Annotated in this window: 15 protein-coding genes; 9 read left to right on the forward strand and 6 right to left on the reverse strand. The window is 68.4% G+C overall.

The features are described from left to right. Positions 1–80: 80 nt before the first annotated feature. The gene (locus tag W7S_RS25480; protein ID WP_014712591.1) at positions 81–974 is read right to left on the reverse strand and encodes a fructose bisphosphate aldolase; all 894 of its coding nucleotides are present in this window, start codon (positions 972–974) and stop codon (positions 81–83) included. Between the two features lie 350 nt (positions 975–1,324). On the opposite strand from W7S_RS25480, the gene W7S_RS25485 reads away from it, so the two are divergent. Continuing rightward, a complete protein-coding gene (locus W7S_RS25485) occupies positions 1,325–1,702 on the forward strand; it encodes an STAS domain-containing protein (RefSeq protein WP_014712592.1) in 378 nt (125 codons plus the stop codon). Positions 1,703–1,762: 60 nt separating this feature from the next. After that, on the forward strand, positions 1,763–2,206 hold the full coding sequence (locus W7S_RS25490) for an ATP-binding protein (RefSeq protein ID WP_041298298.1): 444 nt from the start codon (positions 1,763–1,765) through the stop codon (positions 2,204–2,206). Positions 2,207–2,210: 4 nt separating this feature from the next. Here the strand turns inward: W7S_RS25490 and W7S_RS25495 are convergent, their stop codons facing one another. Both W7S_RS25495 and W7S_RS25500 read right to left on the reverse strand, forming a co-directional pair. Continuing rightward, entirely contained in the window at positions 2,211–3,290 is a 1,080-nt protein-coding gene (locus tag W7S_RS25495) for a phosphotransferase family protein (RefSeq protein ID WP_014712594.1), read from the reverse strand. Continuing rightward, complete coding sequence (locus W7S_RS25500; protein ID WP_192579508.1) at positions 3,287–4,423, reverse strand: hypothetical protein; 1,137 nt, start codon at positions 4,421–4,423, stop codon at positions 3,287–3,289. Before W7S_RS25500 ends, W7S_RS25495 begins: the two co-directional genes overlap by 4 nt. 121 nt (positions 4,424–4,544) lie before the next feature. Between W7S_RS25500 and W7S_RS25505 the strand changes: the two genes are divergently transcribed. From W7S_RS25505 to W7S_RS25525, 5 genes are all read left to right on the forward strand, one after another. Further along, complete coding sequence (locus W7S_RS25505) at positions 4,545–5,165, forward strand: TetR/AcrR family transcriptional regulator (protein ID WP_008262421.1); 621 nt, start codon at positions 4,545–4,547, stop codon at positions 5,163–5,165. 102 nt (positions 5,166–5,267) lie between these two features. After that, on the forward strand, positions 5,268–6,413 hold the full coding sequence (locus tag W7S_RS25510; protein ID WP_014712596.1) for a phosphotransferase: 1,146 nt from the start codon (positions 5,268–5,270) through the stop codon (positions 6,411–6,413). Between the two features lie 126 nt (positions 6,414–6,539). After that, positions 6,540–8,300, forward strand: a complete 1,761-nt coding sequence (locus tag W7S_RS25515) for an amidohydrolase family protein (protein WP_008262425.1) — start codon at positions 6,540–6,542, stop codon at positions 8,298–8,300. 12 nt (positions 8,301–8,312) lie between these two features. Next, positions 8,313–9,656, forward strand: a complete 1,344-nt coding sequence (locus W7S_RS25520; protein ID WP_008262426.1) for an SRPBCC family protein — start codon at positions 8,313–8,315, stop codon at positions 9,654–9,656. A gap of 184 nt (positions 9,657–9,840) precedes the next feature. Next, the gene (locus tag W7S_RS25525; RefSeq protein WP_014381536.1) at positions 9,841–10,101 is read left to right on the forward strand and encodes a hypothetical protein; all 261 of its coding nucleotides are present in this window, start codon (positions 9,841–9,843) and stop codon (positions 10,099–10,101) included. Between the two features lie 4 nt (positions 10,102–10,105). Here W7S_RS25525 and W7S_RS25530 read toward each other — a convergent pair whose 3' ends face one another. Then, entirely contained in the window at positions 10,106–10,762 is a 657-nt protein-coding gene (locus W7S_RS25530; protein WP_008262428.1) for a response regulator transcription factor, read from the reverse strand. Further along, a complete protein-coding gene (locus tag W7S_RS25535) occupies positions 10,759–11,976 on the reverse strand; it encodes a sensor histidine kinase (protein ID WP_008262429.1) in 1,218 nt (405 codons plus the stop codon). Before W7S_RS25535 ends, W7S_RS25530 begins: the two co-directional genes overlap by 4 nt. A gap of 133 nt (positions 11,977–12,109) precedes the next feature. Between W7S_RS25535 and W7S_RS25540 the strand changes: the two genes are divergently transcribed. Beyond that, the gene (locus W7S_RS25540; RefSeq protein WP_008262430.1) at positions 12,110–12,490 is read left to right on the forward strand and encodes a hypothetical protein; all 381 of its coding nucleotides are present in this window, start codon (positions 12,110–12,112) and stop codon (positions 12,488–12,490) included. Continuing rightward, the gene (locus tag W7S_RS25545; RefSeq protein WP_014712597.1) at positions 12,483–15,338 is read left to right on the forward strand and encodes an RND family transporter; all 2,856 of its coding nucleotides are present in this window, start codon (positions 12,483–12,485) and stop codon (positions 15,336–15,338) included. Before W7S_RS25540 ends, W7S_RS25545 begins: the two co-directional genes overlap by 8 nt. Here W7S_RS25545 and W7S_RS25550 read toward each other — a convergent pair. Continuing rightward, complete coding sequence (locus W7S_RS25550; protein ID WP_014712598.1) at positions 15,319–19,533, reverse strand: type VII secretion protein EccC; 4,215 nt, start codon at positions 19,531–19,533, stop codon at positions 15,319–15,321. The two genes, W7S_RS25545 and W7S_RS25550, sit on opposite strands and share 20 nt — an antisense overlap.

Raw genomic sequence — 19,533 nt, forward strand, 5'->3', positions numbered from 1 at the left:
GCGATCGCGAGCGCGGCGCAACAGCGGCGATCGCAAGCGCGGCGTCGCCGGGCGCAGCGGGACGCCGCCATCGGAAGCGGTCAGCCGGCGACCGAGGCGTCGTAGATCGACTGGATCGCCTTGTCCAGCGTGGTGTTGAACTGCTCGTCGGTCTGGTCGACCGAAAGCCCCTCGGTGAGCGCGCGGCTGAAGCTGGCGATCAGGCCGGTGTTCTTGGCGAGCAGCTCGTTGGCCTCCTCGCGCGAGTAGCCGCCGGAGAGGGCCACCACCCGCATGACCTTCGGGTGTTCGATCAGCGGACGGTAGTAGTTGGCCTCGGTGGGCAGGCTCAGCTTGAGCATCACGCGCTGCCCGTCGGGCACGCTGTCGAGCTGCTTGGTGATCTCGTCGCGCAGGATGCGCTCGGCCTCGGCCTTGTCCGAGATCGAGATGGTGACCTCGGGCTCGATGATCGGCACCAGGCCGTGCGCGAGCACCTGACGGGCGACCTCGAACTGCTGGGCGACCACGGCGGCGATGCCCTCGGCGTTGGCCCCGCCGATCACCGACCGCTCCTTGGTGCCGAACACGCCCTTGCCCACGGCCCGCTCCAGCAGCTCGTCGAGGCCCGGCATCGGCTTCATCAGCTGGACGTCGTCGGAGGCGTCCGCCAGCCCCTTGTCGATCTTGAGGATCGGCACCACGCCCTTGGTCTCCCAGAGGTAGGTGGTCGACGGCTTGCCCTCGATCTCCCGGTCCATGGTCTGTTCGAACAGGATCGCCGCCAGCACCCGGTCACCGGTGAACGACGGGGCGGTGATGATCCGCGAACGCATCTCGTGGATGAGGTCGAACATCTCCTTGTCGGAGGAGTACGCGCTGTCCTCGATGCCGTACAGGCGCAGCGCCTTCGGCGTCGAGCCGCCGCTCTGGTCGAGCGCAGCGATGAATCCCTTGCCCGACGTCATCCGGTCCGCTTGCTGCTGGTTCGACATTGAACTCTTCACTCCCTCGTAATGGGCGCACCCGGCCGGGGAGGCCGCGCGCGCTCAAGCCTGAATCGTGCCGATCATATTCGGCCAGCCCCGACCGGAAGAGACAGGCCGTCGCGGGACCGCCGGGCGGCGGGAATCGTGCAGCATTTTGAGGCGGGATTGGTGCGTGTCCTACCATTGACCAAACACTTGTAGCTGTATCTGCACTGAGCGGCGCAGATCGACCGGGGTGGATCTCCCGCGTAGGCAAGCGTGTTCCCCGAGGGGTTGAATCAGCAGCCCCCGGATATGGCAGTGGCTGTACCAGAGCTAGCGGTGTCCCGCACGGGACCGAATGTGAGTGATAGACCATGGGCGAACAATCCGGCGATGTCGTCGACCCAACCGCTTTTGAAGTGGGCAAACACCAGGTAGATCAGGCGGTCGTGCTGACCGTCTCGGGTGAAGTGGACATGCTCAGCTCGCCGCAGCTGGCCGACGCCATCCAGACCGCGTTGGCCACCAAGCCCGCGGCGCTGATCGTCGACCTGTCGAACGTCGGTTTCTTGGCGTCGGCCGGGATGACCGTGCTGGTGACCGCGCAGGCCGAGGTCGAACCGCCGACGAAGTTCGCGGTCGTCGCCAACGGCTCGGCCACGAGCAGGCCGATCAAGCTGATGGGGATCGACAGCGTGCTCGCGCTGTACAGCAGCCTGGACGGCGCGCTGAGCGGTATCGCCGGGGAATGAGCCTCGACGGGAGTGCGAACACACCTGGGGGCGATGGGTCGGTTCGATCGGCCGCATAACATGTCGAACCTCGATGACCGCACTCTTTTCGTCCGAACGGGCGTGGCGGCCGACGCACGCAGCGCCGCCCGGACCCGCGTCGAGTTCGGCGCCTGGTTGAACCGGTATTTCTCCCTGTGCACAGACCGCTTCAGCGACCTGCTCCTCGCGGTGAACGAAGCGATCGCCAATGCCGCGGAGTTCGCGTACGTCGACGCGACGCAGCGCGGGACCGTGGATGTGCGCGCGGCCTACGACGCCGACTCCGACACCCTCGCCGTGACCGTCGATGACCGGGGCCGTTGGCGGCAGCAGGTGCCGGCACAGCGCAGCGCCCAGATGCGTGGCCGCGGTATCCCGTTGATGGAGGCCCTCGCCGACGAGGCGGCCATCGCCCGCACTCCGCGGGGCACCCGCGTCACCTTGGTCTGGACCGGCCTGACCCGGTCGGCCTGCACCGCCTGAACGCCTATCCGGACAGCACCTGCGCGATGCGGTCGTCGCGCGGCAGCACCGGCCCGTCGTCGAGGGGTTCGTCGATTCCGAGGTCGGCGAGCCCGGCTCTGGTCAGCAGCGAGGTGCCGTAGGCGGCTAGCACGAGTTTTTGATCGTTGCTGTGGCCGTCCTCGACGAGCATCGCGCCGATGAGGCAGATGACGGCCATCTTGTAGGCGTTGAACGCCCGGTACCAGGGCCGGTTGACAACGCTGATCCCGCTGGCCGATTCGTAGTGCGCCAGCAGGGCGTCGATGGACAGGGCCGCGGGGTGGCTGTTGATCCCGACCGGCTGCATCCACAGCATCTCCAGCCAGCCGATGTCGGTGAGCGGGTCACCGACGGTCGTCATCTCCCAATCGAAGACGGCGCTCACCTCGCCGGCGGTAAAAGCGAAGTTTCCCGGCTTCGCGTCGCCGTGCACCAGCGAAACCGTGGGGCACGGGTCCGGCTTGCCGGCGAGCAGGGCCCCATGGAGGCGCTCCAGGGCGGGCAGGCGGTCGCGCTTGACCCGGTGCATCTCCGCGGCCCAGTGGCCCAGTTCGCGCTCCAGGTGGTCGGCGCCGTCGTCCAGGGTGGCCAGCCCGGTCCGGGTGAGGTCGACGGTGTGGATGGCGGCAAGTTGTTCGACCAGGCTCTGGCACATCCGGACCACCGTGTGGTCGGCCGCACCGGCGGGTGGCTCCATTTCGTACACGTCGCCGGCGACGTGTTCCATCACGAAGAACGGCCGGCCGAGGACCTCGCCGGTCGGTTCGAGCCACAGCGCCGGCGGGACCCGGACCGGCGTGCCGGCCAGGGCGCGCAGGATGGCGAACTGGCGCGCGAGGTCGTAGGGCTCCAGCAGCGCGGGTGGCCGGGGCCGCAGCCGCAACACCACGTCGCGGCGGTCGTCGCGGCCGGCGCGCCGGGTGACGACGCTGAGCGTCATCATCTCCGCCGAGTGCCCGAAGCTCACCCGGTCGATGCCCTCGAGGCGGACGTCGGCGGCGTCGGGCACCTGGGTGCGCACCCAGTCGGTCAACCGCCGTTCCCGATCGGCGTCCAGGGTCATCGCCGAACCCCGTCGCTGTCCTCCTGCAAGCGATCGACCGGGGTCTTGTCCTGGGTGAAGGCGGACATGTCCATCGCGGTCCAGTTGGGGTAGCGGGCATAGCCCTGCCCGCCGAGCAGCAATTCGAAGATGCCCCAACCGGTCTCGCCGTCCCGCTCGAATCGCATCAGCTGGTCGAGCGCCATCGATTTGCTCTCGGTCTCGGACAGCTGGTCGGGATGGCTACTGTCCCAAGCGAAATGGATGAAATAGGCGCCCCCACCGAGGTCTTCGTATTGGCAGTGCGCCATCGGCAGGCCGTAGTAGGCGTTGACCTGCTGGTGGGGTGCCTCGGCGATCACGCGATGGGCGTGGCCGTCTTCGTCGGTGAACACGAGAGCGGCGCCGGTGGGTCGCTTGCGGTCTCCGTCGAATTCGACATCGTGCTCGATCTTGACGAATCGTTTCGACAGCCTCCCATCCGCGTAGGTGATGCCGCCGTCGACGTAATTAACTGTGCCGTCGGCTGATTCGATGATCCACGCTTCGATGGCATGGTCGTCGAAGCCGGCGTCGAGCCACAACCAGAAGTCGATCTTGTCCGAGACCCGCACGCCGAAGGTGCGGTCGCGGCCACCGTGAAAGCCGTCGACGCTGATACGTTCCCCATCGATCGTCACCCAGCCGCTCCATCTCCCGGGTTCTTTCATGTGGTACATGTCGGCGAGCAGCTCGCCGTTTTTGCCGCGCACCTTCATGGGCAACAGCTCCCACATCGGGGCGGTGGGTTCGTAGTAGAGCTCCCACTCGATTCCGGAGTTGTTGGGCTCAACCTCCAGCCGCCACTTCTTCAGCGGCTCGACGCAGGTCCAGCGCATCGGTCCGGCGCTCAGGTCGCCGCGGTCGTCGCCGGTGACGGGCCGCCCGGACAGCAGGTCCCAGTGCCGGCCGTCGGCGAGGCTGACCTTGACATAGCCCAGCCCGGTACCGGTGTTCGGGTTGTTGCCGTAGCCGCTGGCCAGCAGCAGGGTGCCATCCGGCGACGCGGCGAAGAAATAGCAGCGATCCGACCACGTCGGATCGGCATTGTGCACCTGGTCGAACGTGCTGGGGAGCTGGTGGGTGAACGATTCGTCGGCGGCGGAATACGCCATCATTCGGCCTTTCTGGCGAGGTTTGTCGTTGCGCTGCAAGGCGTTTCGGCGAAGGACGGCGGCCGGGGCGAATTGGCATCCGATACCGAAGCAGCACAACGCATCCCGTAACATCGCCGCCATGGAACCGAGCCGGCGGTGGGGCGACGACCGCGCGATCCTCGACGACGAGGAGGCCCGTAGACGGATCCTGGATGCCGCCGGGCGCTGCATCGTCCGGCGCGGCAACACCCAGTTCCGCATGGGCGAAGTCGCCGACGAGGCCGGGGTGTCGCGCTCGACGGTGTACCGCTACTTTCCCGGTCGCGACGACGTCCTGCTGGGACTGATGCTGGCGCGGATCGACACCGCGCTCGGCGAGTTGGTGCGCTCGCTGCCCGCGCCCGACGACCCCGTTCGGTCGGTCCCCGAGATGGTGCTGGCAAGGGTGGAATCGGTGGACGGCAACCCGCTGAACGAAGCGCTGTTCGCGGCCGAGAGCACCGCGGTGGCCTCGGCGCTCGAGAAGGGTTCCGAACCGATCGTCGAACTGCTGTTGCGGCATTACGGGCCGTTGCTCGACCGTTGGAAGGCGGCCGGGCTGCTCTACCCGGATGTCGATTTCCGCTCGATCGTCCAGTGGCTGCACGCCGCGACCCTGTTCCTGCTGGCGCCCTCGTGGCGCTACCGCCCCGCGGCCGACAAACGCGAATTCGTCGAACAGCTCGTGGTGAGGGCCCTGGTTCCACAGATCAGACAATAATCGTATATTGTCTGATGTCCAGACGTTCGATTGGTTTTCTCCGACGGCGTTGGTGTCGCTGGCGCGGCGCCGGCGTCGGGTTGAGAGCCGGGATGGATGGGCATGAAAAACCCTGTGGGACACGCGTTTTCCTTCGTCGGCCTGGCCGCGCACCTGGGCCGGGGCGCGGGTCGGGTGGCGACCGACGCGGTGGTGGGTGGCCGGTTCGGCTTGCCTCGGTCGGCCGACGAGATCACTCCCGCGGTCCTGTCCCGCGTCATGGGAACCACCGTCCGGTCGGTGCGCGTGCTGAGCAGGGACGCGGGCACGTCCTCGCGCGCGCGGCTGGTGCTGACCGGCAAGAACGTCCCGGAGTCGGTGTTCGTCAAGGTCGCGGCGCAGACCGCCGCCACCCGCCTGATGGGTGAGCTCGGCCGGCTCGGGCACACCGAGGTGCGTTTCTACCGCCAGCTCGCGCCGCAGGTCATCGGCGTTCCCTACTGCTACGGCGCGGCGTTCGACCCGTGGACGGGCCGGTACCTGCTGGTGCTGGAGGATCTCCCGGCAGAGTCGTGCGAGTTCCCCGACACCTTGCACCCGCTGTCGACCGACCAGGCCGGCCTCATCGTCGAACTGCTCGCCGAACTGCACGCCACGTTCTGGGGCCGGCTGCCGCGCGACGGGCGCGGGCCGCTGGGCTGGCTGTACACGCCGTCCGGCGACGTGACGTCGTTGTTGACCGGGTCGCTGATGCACACCTCGATCAAGCGCCTTGCCGAGCGCGCTTCTTCAGTCGACGTCCCCGTCGACGCGGGGGCGTTCATCGCCGACAACTACCGTGCCGTCGCCGCGCTCATCGACACTCCCCCGCACACCGTCATGCACGGCGACGCCCATCCCGGCAACATGTACTTCCACGGCGGCAAGGCCGGGCTGCTGGACTGGCAGGCGGTGCGGCGCGGGCACCCCAGCCGCGAGCTCGCCTACACCCTGATCACCAGCCTGACCCCGGAGGACCGGCGGGCCAGCCAACGCGAGCTGCTCGACGACTACCGGCGGGCGCTGGTGGCGGCGGGCGGCCCCGAGCTGGATCGCGACGACCTGTGGCTGCGGTTCCGCCAGGGCGCGCTGTACGCCTATGTCGCCCCGCTGATCACCACCGGGATGGGCGGCATGCAGGTCGACGACATCGCCATGGAAGGCCTGCGCCGGGGCGTCGCCGCGCTCGACGATCTGGAAACCGTCGCCGCGCTGAAGAGTTCTTTGTAGGGCTTGCGAATTCGGCCGAAGCTATTGCCTTCGCCACGCCACGAGTTACGCTACCTACCGTAGCGAAATGCTGTGCGCCTTCCGCTCAGCCCTCCGAGACAGCCCGCGGCGGCGAAGAGGAGTCTCATGTTCGACCTGAAGATCACCGGTGGAACCATTGTCGACGGCACGGGCGCCGAGCGCTACCGCGCCGACATCGGCATCAAGGACGGCAAGATCGTCGACATCGTCCGCCGCTCCGCCGACGGCCCCGAGATGAGCGGGGAGGCGGCCGAAACCATCGACGCCACAGGGCATGTGGTGGCCCCCGGCTTCGTCGACATCCACACGCACTACGACGGTCAGGTGACCTGGGACGGCCTGCTGGAGCCGTCCAGCGGCCACGGCGTCACGACGATCGTGACGGGCAACTGCGGCGTCGGCTTCGCCCCGGTGCGGCCCGGCACCGAGCAGTGGCTGATCGAACTGATGGAGGGCGTCGAAGACATCCCCGGCACCGCGCTGACCGAGGGCATCACCTGGGGCTGGGAAACCTACCCCGAGTACCTCGACGCGATCGACAAGCACAAGTTCTCCGTCGACGTGGGCAGCCAGGTCGCGCACGGCGCGATTCGCGCCTACGCGATGGGCGAGCGGGGGGCGCGCAACGAGCCCGCCACCCCCGACGACATCGAGGCAATGGGCCGGCTGGTCCGCGAGGCGATCGAGGCCGGCGCGCTCGGCTTCTCGACGTCACGCACGATGGGGCACCGCGCGATGGACGGCGAGCCCGTACCCGGCACGTTCGCCGCCGAGGAAGAGCTGTTCGGCCTCGGCCGCGCCATGGCGGCCGGCGGCCAGGCCGTGTTCGAGCTGGCCCCGCAGGGCGCCGCGGGTGAAGACATCATCGGCCCCAAGAAGGAGCTCGATTGGATGCGACGGCTGAGCGGCGAGATCGACCGCCCGGTGTCGTTCGCGCTGATCCAGGTGGACGCCGATCCGAACCTGTGGCGCGAGATGCTGGACCTGTCCGCGGACGCACACGCCGCGGGCGCGCGCCTGTATCCGCAGATCGCGGCGCGCCCGTTCGGCATGATGATCGGTTTCCAGGGCCACCACGGCTTCAGCCACCGGCCCACGTACCGCCGGTTGAAGGCCGAGTGCAGCCGCGAGGAGCTCGCACGGCGGCTCGCCGATCCCGCGGTGAAGGCGGCGATCCTGTCCGAGGACGACCTGCCGGTGGACCCGACCCTGTTGTTCGACGGGATGTTCGCTTTGGTGCAGCACTCGCTGGGGCGGCTCTACTCGCTGGGTAACCCGCCCGACTACGAGCCCACCCCGGACCGCACCGTCGCCGCGATCGCCCAGGCCCGCGGTGAGGACCCGCTGTCCACGCTGTACGACCTCATGCTCGAGTCCGACGCGACCAACATGCTGATGCTGCCGCTGTTCAACTACGCCGACGGAAACTGCGACGCGATCCGCGAGATGATGCTGCACCCCGCCGGCGTGCTCGGGCTGTCCGACGGCGGCGCGCACTGCGGGATGATCTGCGACGCTTCCTATCCGACGTTCCTGCTGACGCACTGGGCGCGGGACCGTAAGCGGGGCGAGAAATTGTCGCTGGAATACGTGATCCGCAAACAGTCCCGTGACACCGCGCATCTGTTCGGCCTCACCGACCGCGGCACCATCGAACCCGGCAAGAAGGCCGACATCAACGTCATCGACATGGACGCGCTGAGGCTGCACCCGGCGGCGATGGCGTTCGACCTGCCGGCCGGGGGAAACCGGATCCTGCAGGGCGCCAGCGGTTATGCGGCGACCATCGTCAGCGGGACCGTCACCCGCCGCAAGGACGTCGACACCGGGGCCCGCCCCGGACGCCTGGTTCGCGGAGCCCGCTGAGAGCTCCGAACCATGGCAACGGCCGCCCGCAACCCGACGCGCACCCGCTCGCACGTCCAGGAGGATGCGATCGGCGCGCCGCCGGAGAACCCGACGCTGGTGCCGGCCGAGCGGTACTACTCCCCGGCCTTCGCCGCACTCGAGGTGGAGCGGATGTGGCCGAGGGTGTGGCAGCTCGCGTGCATGGTCGACCACATCGCGGCGCCCGGTGACTATTTCGAGTACCGCTGCGGGCCGTACGGGGTGCTGATCGTCCGCGACGACGACGGGGAGATCCGCGCGTTCCAGAACGTGTGCCGGCATCGCGGCAATTCGTTGTGCACGGGCTCGGGTTCGGGCCTGCGCGAACTCAAGTGCGGCTATCACGGGTGGACCTGGGACCTGGCCGGCGCGCTGAAACGGGTGCCGAACCGCAAGGGCTTCGGCTCGCTGCGCATGTCCGACTTTCCGCTGATACCGGCCCGGGTAGAGACGTGGGCGGGACTCGTCTTCGTCAACCTCGACCTCGACGCGATGCCCCTGATCGAATACCTGGAGGCGGTGCCCGACGACATCGCCTGGTGCCGGCTGGAGGACTTCCGCTGCTACGCCACGCTCACGGTCGACGTCGACGCCAATTGGAAGACGATCGCGGACGGCTACAGCGAGACCTACCACATCCAGACCCTGCATCCCGAGCTACTGCGTTGCGTCGACGACATCCATGCGCCGCAACGGATTTGGGGCCATACCGGAAAGTCGGATCAGCCCTACGGCGTGCCGAGCCCTCGCCTGGGCGGCGCGCTGACCGACGAAGAGGTGTGGGACGCCTACGTCTACACGCAGGGAGCGCTGATGGGCGCGGCCGAGGGCACGCCCTTTCCCGCCGACGAACGCCGGCCCGGGCAGACGGTGGCCGAACTGATCGCCGAGCGAACCCGGGCCTTCGCCGCGGGCCGCGGCGTCGATCTCAACTGGGCCGACACCGACCGAATGACCCGATTGCACCAGTACAACGTGTTCCCCAACATGACCCTGTTAGCCAACGCCGACCACCTGACCGTCATGTGTTCGCGCCCGGGCGCCGACCCCGATAAGGGCGAGCTGGTGATGTTCTTGACGACCCGGATGCCGCCGGGCGCGCCGCGCGCCAAGCCGGCCGATGTGCGCATGGCCGCCGACGCGGCCGAGCCGGGCGTCGTGCTCACCCAGGACATCGCGGTGCTCCCCGGCCTGCAGCGCGGCATGCACCAACCCGGCTTCACTCACTTGGTGTTGTCCAGCGAGGAACGCCGCGTGATCAACATGCACCGCAACCTGGAGCGCTACCTCGACCTGCCGGCCGCCCAGCAAATGAGCGGCGGCGCGGCGAAATGATCTGTCGCAACATAGTTCGTGTACACAGGGCGAAAGTGCCCTCGAGCGATTTAGAATCCCGCTTGTGATGACCCCGTCTTACCCCTGGGGGGACGATCGAGGGCAACTTGCGCGGCAGCTACGGCTGCCGTATCACACACTCCGCCGCAGGCGGGAGCGACGCCTGTGCCACCGTTTCGCGCGGGTGGGCGTCCGCACGGCGCCGGAGCGGTTGCGGGCAATGCTGGAGGGCGCGCCGCTGGCCGCTCACGAAATGATCAACCTGAATTTTGCGTTGATCGCGATCCGGCTCGACCGCGAGTCTCGCGCCGCCAGGTACAAGCGGCTCCGGCAACGCGGCGCCCGATCGCTGATGTTCGCGGGCCTGGTCATGGTGGTGCTGAACTTCCTGGTGTGCATGGCCTACCTCCTGCTGAACCTCGCGGAGCCGACGGCGCCGCTGTAGCTCCTCAGCGCGGGGCGACGATGCCGTTGTCGTACGCATAGACGATCGCGGCCGCGCGATCGCGCAGGTCGAGCTTGCCGAAGATCCGCCCGATGTGGCTCTTGACGGTGACGCCGGAAATGCAGAGTTTGCCGGCGATTTCGGTATTGGACAGGCCCTGGCCGATCAATGTCAGGACGTCGAGCTCGCGGGTCGTCAGCTCGGCGATCGCCGCGCCGCGCGGGCCGGGAGCCGCCTTGCGGTAGGTGGTGAGCACCCGCGAGGTCACCGCGGGATCCAGGTAACTGTCTCCCCTGGCGACCGCGCGCACCGCGCGGATCAACTCCTCGGCCGAGGAGTCTTTGAGCACGAAACCGGCCGCCCCGGCGCGCAGCGCCCCCGACAGCAGCTCGTCCTCGTTGAAGGTGGTGAGCGCCAGCACCGGCGGCCTGCCGCCCAGCCTGCGGGTCGCCTCGATGCCGTCGACGCGGCGCATCCGCAGATCCATCACGACGACGTCGGGTCGATGCTCGGCCACCGCGGCGGGCACCTCGTCACCGTCGGCGCACTCCGCGACGATGACGAAACCGTCTTTGCGGCGCAGGATTCGGCGCAGACCCGAACGCACCAGGTCTTGGTCGTCCACGAGGAGGACGGTGATCTCGGGCGCCGGGTCGGTCACAGCTTGCACCATCGCGGGCGCCAGGTGGTGTCGCCTTCATGCAGCGGGATCTCGGCGCGCACCGACCACCCGTCCCGGGTCGGGCCGACGTCGAGGGCGCCGCCGAGCAGGTCGGCGCGCTGGCGCATGCCGCGCAAGCCACGCCCCTCCGCCGACTTCGCGGCCAGCACGGCGGCCGGGAGCAGATTGCTGACCGCGAGCCGTGCCGACACCGGCGAAATATCGAGCACCACACTGGCTTTCGACTCCGGCGCGTGCTTGGCGATGTTGGCCAGCGACTCCTGGGTGATGCGGTAGAGCGCGAGGCCCACCGCGGCCGAGACGTGGTCCGTGGGCCCTTCGACGCACAGCGTGACGGCCAGGCCCGCTTGCTGAAAGCCCGCGACGAGCGCCGGGACGTCGTCGATGCCGGGTTCGGGCGTGGTCTGCGCCGTTTTGGTCGGCCAGTTGTCGAGCAGGCCGACGGTGCGGCGGATGTCGGCCATCGCCTGCCGGCCGAGCTTCTCGGCCTGCTCCAGCGCATCGACCGCGTCATCGACGTCGCGATCCTGCTGCAGCGCGCGGCGCGCGCCGGTCACGTGCAACAGGGTGATGCTGAGCGAATGCGCGATGACGTCGTGCACTTCGCGCGCGATGCGGCGGCGTTCGTCGGCGGCGGCGTGCTCGGCCAACAAGTTCTGCGCCTCGATTTGTTCGGCCAGCAGCAGCCGCTGGGCGCGCATCACGTAGCCGAGTAGCCATCCCACCGCGATGAAACCCAGGTACAACGCGATCGCGTCGAGGCGGTGCAGCGCGGACGCCGTGAGCAACAACGCGGCCGCCGAGACGGCCGCCAGCAAGCCGGCCAGAACCGAGGCCAACGTCGCGACGACCAAGACCATCAGGATTAACAACGCCGGTGCGAAATCGGCCTGTATGGGCGTCGACGTGCCGAACAGCGTCAGCGCGGTGGCCGCCGACCAGGTCGCCCACAACGGCCCCGGCGTGATTTTCATGTTGAAAACGAAGAACGCCAGCTCGGTTGACAGGGCCAGGGCGAACGCGGACAGCGACACGGGCAGGTCGGCCGCGGGCCGCTGCAGCGTCCCGATCACGCCGCCGAGCACGAGGCTGACATCGACGGCGATCAGCGACGTCCACGTGATGCCGACGGGAAGCAGCTCGCTGCGTCGGCGAAGCTGCTCCCGCAGGTGATCGGCTGCGGCGCGCAACATCGTCCAATCCTAGAAGAGCTGGGCGCCCCGCCACATCCTGCTGGGGTCGGCGCCGGTCTCCGCCCGTGGTAGGAGACAAAGACTGCACTTCGGCACGACGCGCAGCCAGGGCCCGCATTCCTAACGTCGAGTCATGACATGGACACTGCTGCACGACCGCATGGCCTTCATGGCCGAAGTGATCAAGGCCGCCGACACGGACCCGCAGGCGGCACTTGCGTTGATCGACAACTCATCCGAGGTGCCCGAGCTGTTCGGCGACGAGGAAGGCCTGATGCTCTCGCTCGGCCAGCGCTGGATCACCATGCTGGTGGCCAAGCTGGACCAGGCGGCCTACGAAGGCGCGTCGGCCGAACAGGTGCGGGCCGATCTCGAAGCCGCCGAGCCCGGCCTGCACGCGCTGGTGAAGATCGGCTCGCGCCGGTCGCTGCGGGTGCGGTCGCTGTCTCGCGGCGAACACGTGGCGGTGGGCCTCTTCGGCGGCCCGACGGGCGATCGGCAGACCGTTGCATGACCGCACCGGATTGCTTGCGCGACTGACCGGTCGGTACGCGGTTCTGGTCGTCGGTCTATGGGTGCTGGCGGCCGCCGCCGCCAATCTGGCGGTCCCCCAACTGGAGCGAGTCGTCGACTCCCACGCACGCTCCTTCATGCCGCCCGAGGCACCGAGCGCGGTGGCCGCCGCCCGGGCGGCCCAGCTGTTCAACCAGACCCCCAGCAACAACTTTGTTTACGTTGTGCTGGAACGCGATCAGCGGCTGGCCCCGGGCGACCGCCAGTTCTATGATGCGCTGACGACGAAGCTGGGTTCCGATCACCGTCACGTGTATGCGGTGACCGATCTCTGGTCGCAACCCGCGACCGCCGCCGGCGCGCAGAGCTCCGACGGTCAAGCCGTCAGCGTGATGGTGCGGCTCGCAGGAATGCTCGGCACCTCCCAGGCACGCGACTCGGTGAATTCCGTGCGCGCCGCCATCCAGACCCTGTCGCCGCCGGCCGGCCTCGAAGTCCATGTCACGGGTCCCGGCGCCACGATCGTCGACGAGTTCTCCGCGATCGACCGGCAGATGCTCGGAATCACCGCAGCCACTATCGGTCTCATCCTGCTGCTGTTGCTGATGGTGTACCGCTCGCCGGTAGCCGCCGCGATTCCGCTGATCTCGGTCGGGCTGGCGCTGGCGCTGGCCCGCGCGATCGTCGCCGCGCTGGGTCGGGCCAATGTCGTTGAGGTGTCGCTGTTTTCGGTGGCACTCATGGCGGCGATGACGTTGGGCGCCGGCACCGATTACGCGATCTTCCTGGTCGGGCGCTATCACGAAGCCCGTCGTCGCGGCGTCGCGCCGGAGCGGGCGCTGACGCAGGCCTACCGTTCCATCGCGCCCGTCGTGATCGGATCGGCGCTGACCGTGTCGGTGGCGCTGGCATGCCTGGTGTTCGCCCATGTGGGGGCTTTCCGCAGCGCCGGATTGCCCTGTGCCATCGGGATTCTGGCGACGATGGTGGCCGCGCTGACCCTGACGCCCGCGCTGATGGGTCTGGCCGTGCGACGCGGGTATCTCGAACCGCGCCCATCGAGAACGGCGCGGCGCTGGCGCCGGGTCGGCACCGCCGTGGCCCGCTGGCCCGGGCCGATTCTGGTTGCCGCGCTGGGATTGACCCTGCTGGCCGCGCTGCCGCTGGCCGGGATGCGCGTCGGCTTCAACGAGCCCGCGGCCACGCCGTCGTCCACCGACTCCAACCGCGGCTATGCCAGCGCCGACCGGCATTTCGCGGCGAACGCGCTGTTGCCGGACGTCATCGCGATCCAGGCGGATCACGACCTGCGCAACCCGGCCGGTTTGATCGCGATCGAGCGGATCACCCGCCACATCATGGCCGTCCCGGGTGTGCGCGCGGTCCAGTCCGCCAGCCGCCCCGACGGCAAGGTGCCCGAACAGGCCACGCTCAGCTATCAGGCGGGCGTGCTGGGCCGTCAGTTCGGCGACACCATGGACTCGCTGACCCGTCGCCTGCAGCGGGTCTCCGAGCTGGACGGCGCGCTGGCGCAGACGCAGGCCGCGGTCGACGGTCTCGGCAATGGGTTGCGCGGCGGCAGTGCGGGGCTGGCCGACATGTCGGGGGCCGCCGAAGACATGCGCGCCGGGATGGACGGCTTGCAGCGCAATGTCACGACGGTGTCGGGCTATCTCGACCCGCTGCGCGACATCGTCGGGCGGACCCCCGACTGCGCCGCCAATCCGATCTGCTCGACGGTGGACCGGGTGCTGCAGCCGGTCGACAGCTTGGTGCAGACCTCCGCGCGGCTCGATGCCGGCGCGACGAAACTGACCAGCGGCTCCAGCACGGCCGCCACGGCGATGGCCGGCCTGCCGCAAAGTGTGTCAGCGATGAAAGGGGCGTTGGGGCAGGCGCGTTCGGCCACCCATGACCTGATCGGGCTCACCGATACGCTCGGCCCGCAGATGCGTCAGTTGACCGACTACATGAACGAGATCGCCACGCAATTTCAGGGCAGCGCCGCGGCGGATTTCTACATGCCGCAGCGAGCGCTGACCGATCCGCGCTACACCGCCGTGCTGGGCCATCTGATCTCCGAGAACGGACGCGCCGCTTACCTTCTCGTCTACGGCGACGGGTCGGAGTGGGGCGCCGCCGGCGCCAACCGGGCGGACCAGGTTCGCGCCGCCATCAAGGAGGCCACCAAGGAGGGAACCCTGACGCCGCTGGAGGTCGACCTCGCCGGCGTCGGGCCGGTGACCGCCGATCTGCAGCGCTTCGTCGCCAGTGACACCACCCTGCTGGTCGGCGCCGCGCTGGTGCTCATCTTCTTGATCGTCACCGCGATGCTGCGCAGCCCGGTCGCCGGACTCGTCGTCGTCGGCACCGTCGTGTTGTCCTACGCCTCGGCCGTCGGTGCCAGCGTGCTGATTTGGCAGCACCTGCTTCATCAGGATCTGCATTGGTCCGTCGCCCCGATCGCGTTCATCGCGCTGATCGCCGTCGGCGCGGACTACAACCTGTTGCTCGCCTTGCGCATCAAGCAGGAGGCGGCGGCGGGCCTGCGCACCGGCATCATTCGCGCTTTCGGCGGCACCGGCGGAGTGGTCACGGTCGCGGGCATCGTCTTCGGTCTGACCATGCTGGCCTTGCTGAGCAGCAGCGTGCTCAGCATCGCCCAGATCGGCACGACGATCGCCGTCGGGCTGTTGCTCGACACCCTGGTGGTGCGGGCGTTCGTCGTGCCGTCCATCGTGGCGCTGCTGGGCCGGTGGTTCTGGTGGCCGAGCCGTCCGCCCCGCCGCGCCATGGCCGAGGCGGTGAAAACGCCTGAGCCGCAGCTGCTTACTGCGGCGGGGGTGTGAACGTCGACGGCAGCCCGACCAGCACGCCTTCGACGTCGCCGTCGGCGCTCACCAGCAGGCCGCGTCCCGGTGGGAGCGCCTGGGCGCGCACGTTGCGGTTGATCCGGTTCTGCGGGTCGTTGTCCATGTAGAGCTGGGCGACTTTCGCCGAGTTCTGGAACCTGATCCATGGATCCATTTGCAGCGTCGCCCAGTTCGCGCTGTTGCGGGTGGTGAACACGTGCAGGCCGATCTGGCGGGCCCGTTCCATCAGCTTCCACAACGCGGCTCCCACCGGCGGTTTGGGCGGGTAACTCTGATCCGGGCGCAGGTCTCCGATGTCATCGATGAGCACGAAGTGCCGCGGCCCTTCCCACGGCTTGAGCGCGCGCAGCTCCTCCTGGCTCAGACCCTTGGGGGGGAGCCGGGGCAGCAGCACCTGCTGCGCCAAGGCGGTGATCACCTCGTCGATCTCGTCCTGGTCGTAGGCGTATGCGCGCACGTAGCCCGGCCCGTGCAGATCGCGCAGGCCGTGCGGGGCGGTCTTGGGGTCGATCAGGGTCAGCTGCGCTTCCTCGGGGCTGAAGCGATTCATGATCGCCTCGCCAATTGAGACCAGCGACAACGTCTTTCCGCAACCCTGCCGGCCCAGGATCATCACGCCCGGACTTTCGCGCAGTTTGATCGGCACCGGCCCGAGTTCGTGGCGCTCTCCGATGGCAAACGAGATCGACAGATGGTCGCCGGTCGGGTGGGCGGCCTCGTATTCCAGGATCGCCTTGAGTTCCACCCGCTGCGGCAGCCGCTGCAGGGTTGCGTGCTTGGTGACGCCGGCGACGTCTGCGATGCGGGCTCCGACGTCCACGATGCTGACCATCGCGCCGGTGGTCGGGTCGGACAGGGCCGGCACGCCGACGCGCAGCTCGTGCAGGCTGTCGGTCAGACCGAAGCCGGGGCGGTTCAGTGTCCGGCGGGCCGCGTCGCGCGACTCGAGCGACGAGTGGCCCATCTGGCTTTCGCTCGGGTCGGCCAGGCGCAATTGGATTCGCGCCGTGGCGTTTTGCAGCAGGCTTTGCCGTTGCCCGTGAATCCAGCCGCCGGCGCTGCACATGACGTGCACCCCGTACTCGGGACCGCGGCTGCTCAACGAGATGATGCGGTCACCCAGAACGGTGTCCTTCGAATACAGGTCGTCGTAGTCGTCCACCACCACGAAGACGTCGCCGAACGGGTCGTTCGCGTCGGTGCCGCCCAGCCCGTCGCTGCCGGGCGCGAACCGGCGCTCGCGGAAACCGTCGAGGTCGATCTTGAGCCGCCGGAACGAGTCTTCGCGGGCATCGATCAGCGCGTCCATGCTGCTCAAAATGCGTTCGATGCCCTCGGCGTCCTTCGGCGACACGATGTCGGTGACGTGCGGCAGCGACGCGGCCTGCGCGAGGGTCGCCCCGCCGATGCAGAAGAACGTGACGCGGGCGGGGCTGTACATCGTTGCAGCCGAACACATCAGCGTCATCAAGGTGGTCGTCTTGCCGCGCTGCTTGGCGCCGACCACGATCACGTTGCTGCGCAGCGCGTCGACCGCGTGCACCACCTGCTTGGACTCTTCGGGGATGTCCATGACACCGACCGGGAACATCAGGCCCGGGTTTTGCCCGTAGTCGACGTGCCAGGGCTTGCCCCGGTAGCCCGCGACCAGAACGTCGATCGGCTCCGGATCCTCCAGGGGCTCCAGCCACGGCCGGCGCGGCGAGCGGTGCGGCACGTTGTGCAACGACTCCCGCAGCACGTCCACGATCTTCTTCCGCTTGAAACCGTCGTCGTAGTACAGGAATTCGTCGGGCTCGGCGTCCACGGCGGCGGCGGCTTCCAACGCCGTGGCGTCCGCGGCGTCCAACGGCTGGAACTGCCAGTTGTACAGGCGGGGCTTGGTCAGCGTCATGTCGACCGTCTCCGCGACTTCCTTGGTCTTCGGCACCACGAACGGGGCGGAGAGGTAGAAGCAGCGGAACGGCTCCAGATCGCGCGGCCCCACCTTCAGCAGGCCGAAGCCGTTCTCCTTCGACGGCAGGTGGTAGGCGGCGTCCGAGCCGATCACCTCGCGGCTGTCGTCGCCGGACTCGGCGCGCAGCGCGATGCGGAAGGCGATGTTGGACTTGACCTTTTGCAGCGAGGACAGGTCCAGGCGCTGGCCGCCCAGCATGAAGAACACGTTGGCGCCGCGGCCTTCCTGACCGATGTGGATGATGAGGTTGATCCACTTCTCGTGGTTGGCGAACAGCTCCAGGTACTCGTCGACGATGACGAGCAGCACCGGTACCGGGGGCAGGTCGCGTCCGGCGAGGCGGATCTCCTCGTAGTCGTTCGCGTCGCGGGCGCCCACCGAGGTGAAAAGCTCGTAGCGCTGTTTGATCTCACCATCGATGACCCGGCGCATCCGCTCGGCCAGGTGGCGCTCGTCCTTGCCGAGGTTGGACAGCGCGGCCACCACGTGGGGGATGCCCAGGATGTCCTGGGCCGCCGACTCGAACTTCATGTCGACGAAGATGACGTTGAACGTCTCCGGGGAGTGGGTCAGCGCGATGCCGTAAACCAGCGACAAGAAGAACTCCGACTTGCCCGACCCGCTGGTGCCGATCACCACCGAGTGGAAACCGAAGCCGCCGAAGTCCTTGGCGCGGATGGTGATGTTCTGCAGCTCGCCGTTGGGTTTGGCGCCGACGGGAACCTCGCACCAGCGCTCGTCGCCGCGGCCGCGCCGCTCGGCCCATAGCCGGTCGACGTCAAGGTCGCGCGGGTCGCTGATCCCCAGGGCGCGCAGCAATTCGGTTGCGCCGCTGACGGAATCGGCGATCTCGCTGCGGCTGGTCGGTGACCAGCGTGCCATCGCGCGCGCGTAGCGGTAGGCGCGGTGCACCGAAAGCTGGTCGGCGTGCGCGAAGAACTTGTTGCGCACGCGCAGCAGGGGCGCGGGGCGGCCGTCTTCCCCGTCGGAGTCCGATCCGTTCCGGCGCAGGGCCACTTCGCCGTTGACCGAGCCATTGGGTGAGCTGTGCCGCTCGCTGAGCTCGAACACCTGGTCGGTGGCGAAGCCCACGCCGGTGCCGACGCGTGAGGCGATGCGCAGCAGGGTGATTCCCGCCTTGCCGACCTGGCCGACGACGCTCTCCCAGGCGTCGGGGCTGCCGGTGTTGTCATCGACGATCACCAGGTGCGGTCCCAAATCGACGGTGTCCGTGGCGGTTTCCAGCGCCGAGCCCATGGCGGTGGGGCTGGCCGCGGCCAGCGGAGTCCAGGCGCCGCGCTTGCCCTTCATGTGCAGCTCGGCGCCCAGGGTCTCTTCGAGTTCCTCCGGCGTGGCGAAGACCAGGCGCCGAAAACCGCACGCGTCGAACAGCTCGTCGTGCAGGTTGTGCGGCAGCCACACGATCCACGACCACACCTCGGGGTTGCGGGTCACCACCATCAGCTTGACGTCGCGCGGGTTGTGAAACACCGCCAGCGAGCACAACACGGAGCGCATCAGTGACCGCAGCCGGTCCAGGTCCTCGCCCACGAAGCTGAATCCCGGCGCCGACCGCAGGTTCACCACCTTGGCGATGTCGCGAATCTTGCGCTGCTCCAAGATGAAATCGCGCAGCGCCTGCCCGGTGACGGGTTCGAGCTCCTCGTCGGACGCGATGTCGGGCCAGGTCACCGACAGCACCGAGTCGGGCGCGTGTTGCACGCCCGTGCCGAGCCGCAGCTCCAGGAAATCCGCGTCGGCGCGGCCGCGTTCCCACATGCGTGGGCCGCCGATGATGGCGCCCAGGCCGCGCGGGTCGGAGTGCACGGAGTTCTGCCATTCGCGTTGCGCGCACACGGCGGTCTGGATTTCGTCGCGGTTGCTGTCGAGGTCGCGAAGGTAGCGTCGGCGGCCCTTTTCCATTTCGCCCCAGGTGATCTTGCGGGCTCGGCCGAAGCGCCCGGAGAACGCCAGCATGCTGAAGGCGCCGATGCCCATCAGTGGGAAGAAGCCGGTGGTCAGGCTGCGGACGCCGGAGACATAGAGCATGACGATGGTGCCGATGAGCGCGACGATCAGCGCCGGCACGCCGATCATCACCCAGATGTTGCGGGGCTCGCGTTCCGGCAGCGCGATGGGCGCGCTGGGGGCCACCCGAACCGGTTTCGGCGGCTCGATCTTGACGCGGTTGATGGGGAACGCTTTCTTGGACAT

Source organism: Mycobacterium sp. MOTT36Y (assembly GCF_000262165.1).
Taxonomy (GTDB): domain Bacteria; phylum Actinomycetota; class Actinomycetes; order Mycobacteriales; family Mycobacteriaceae; genus Mycobacterium; species Mycobacterium intracellulare.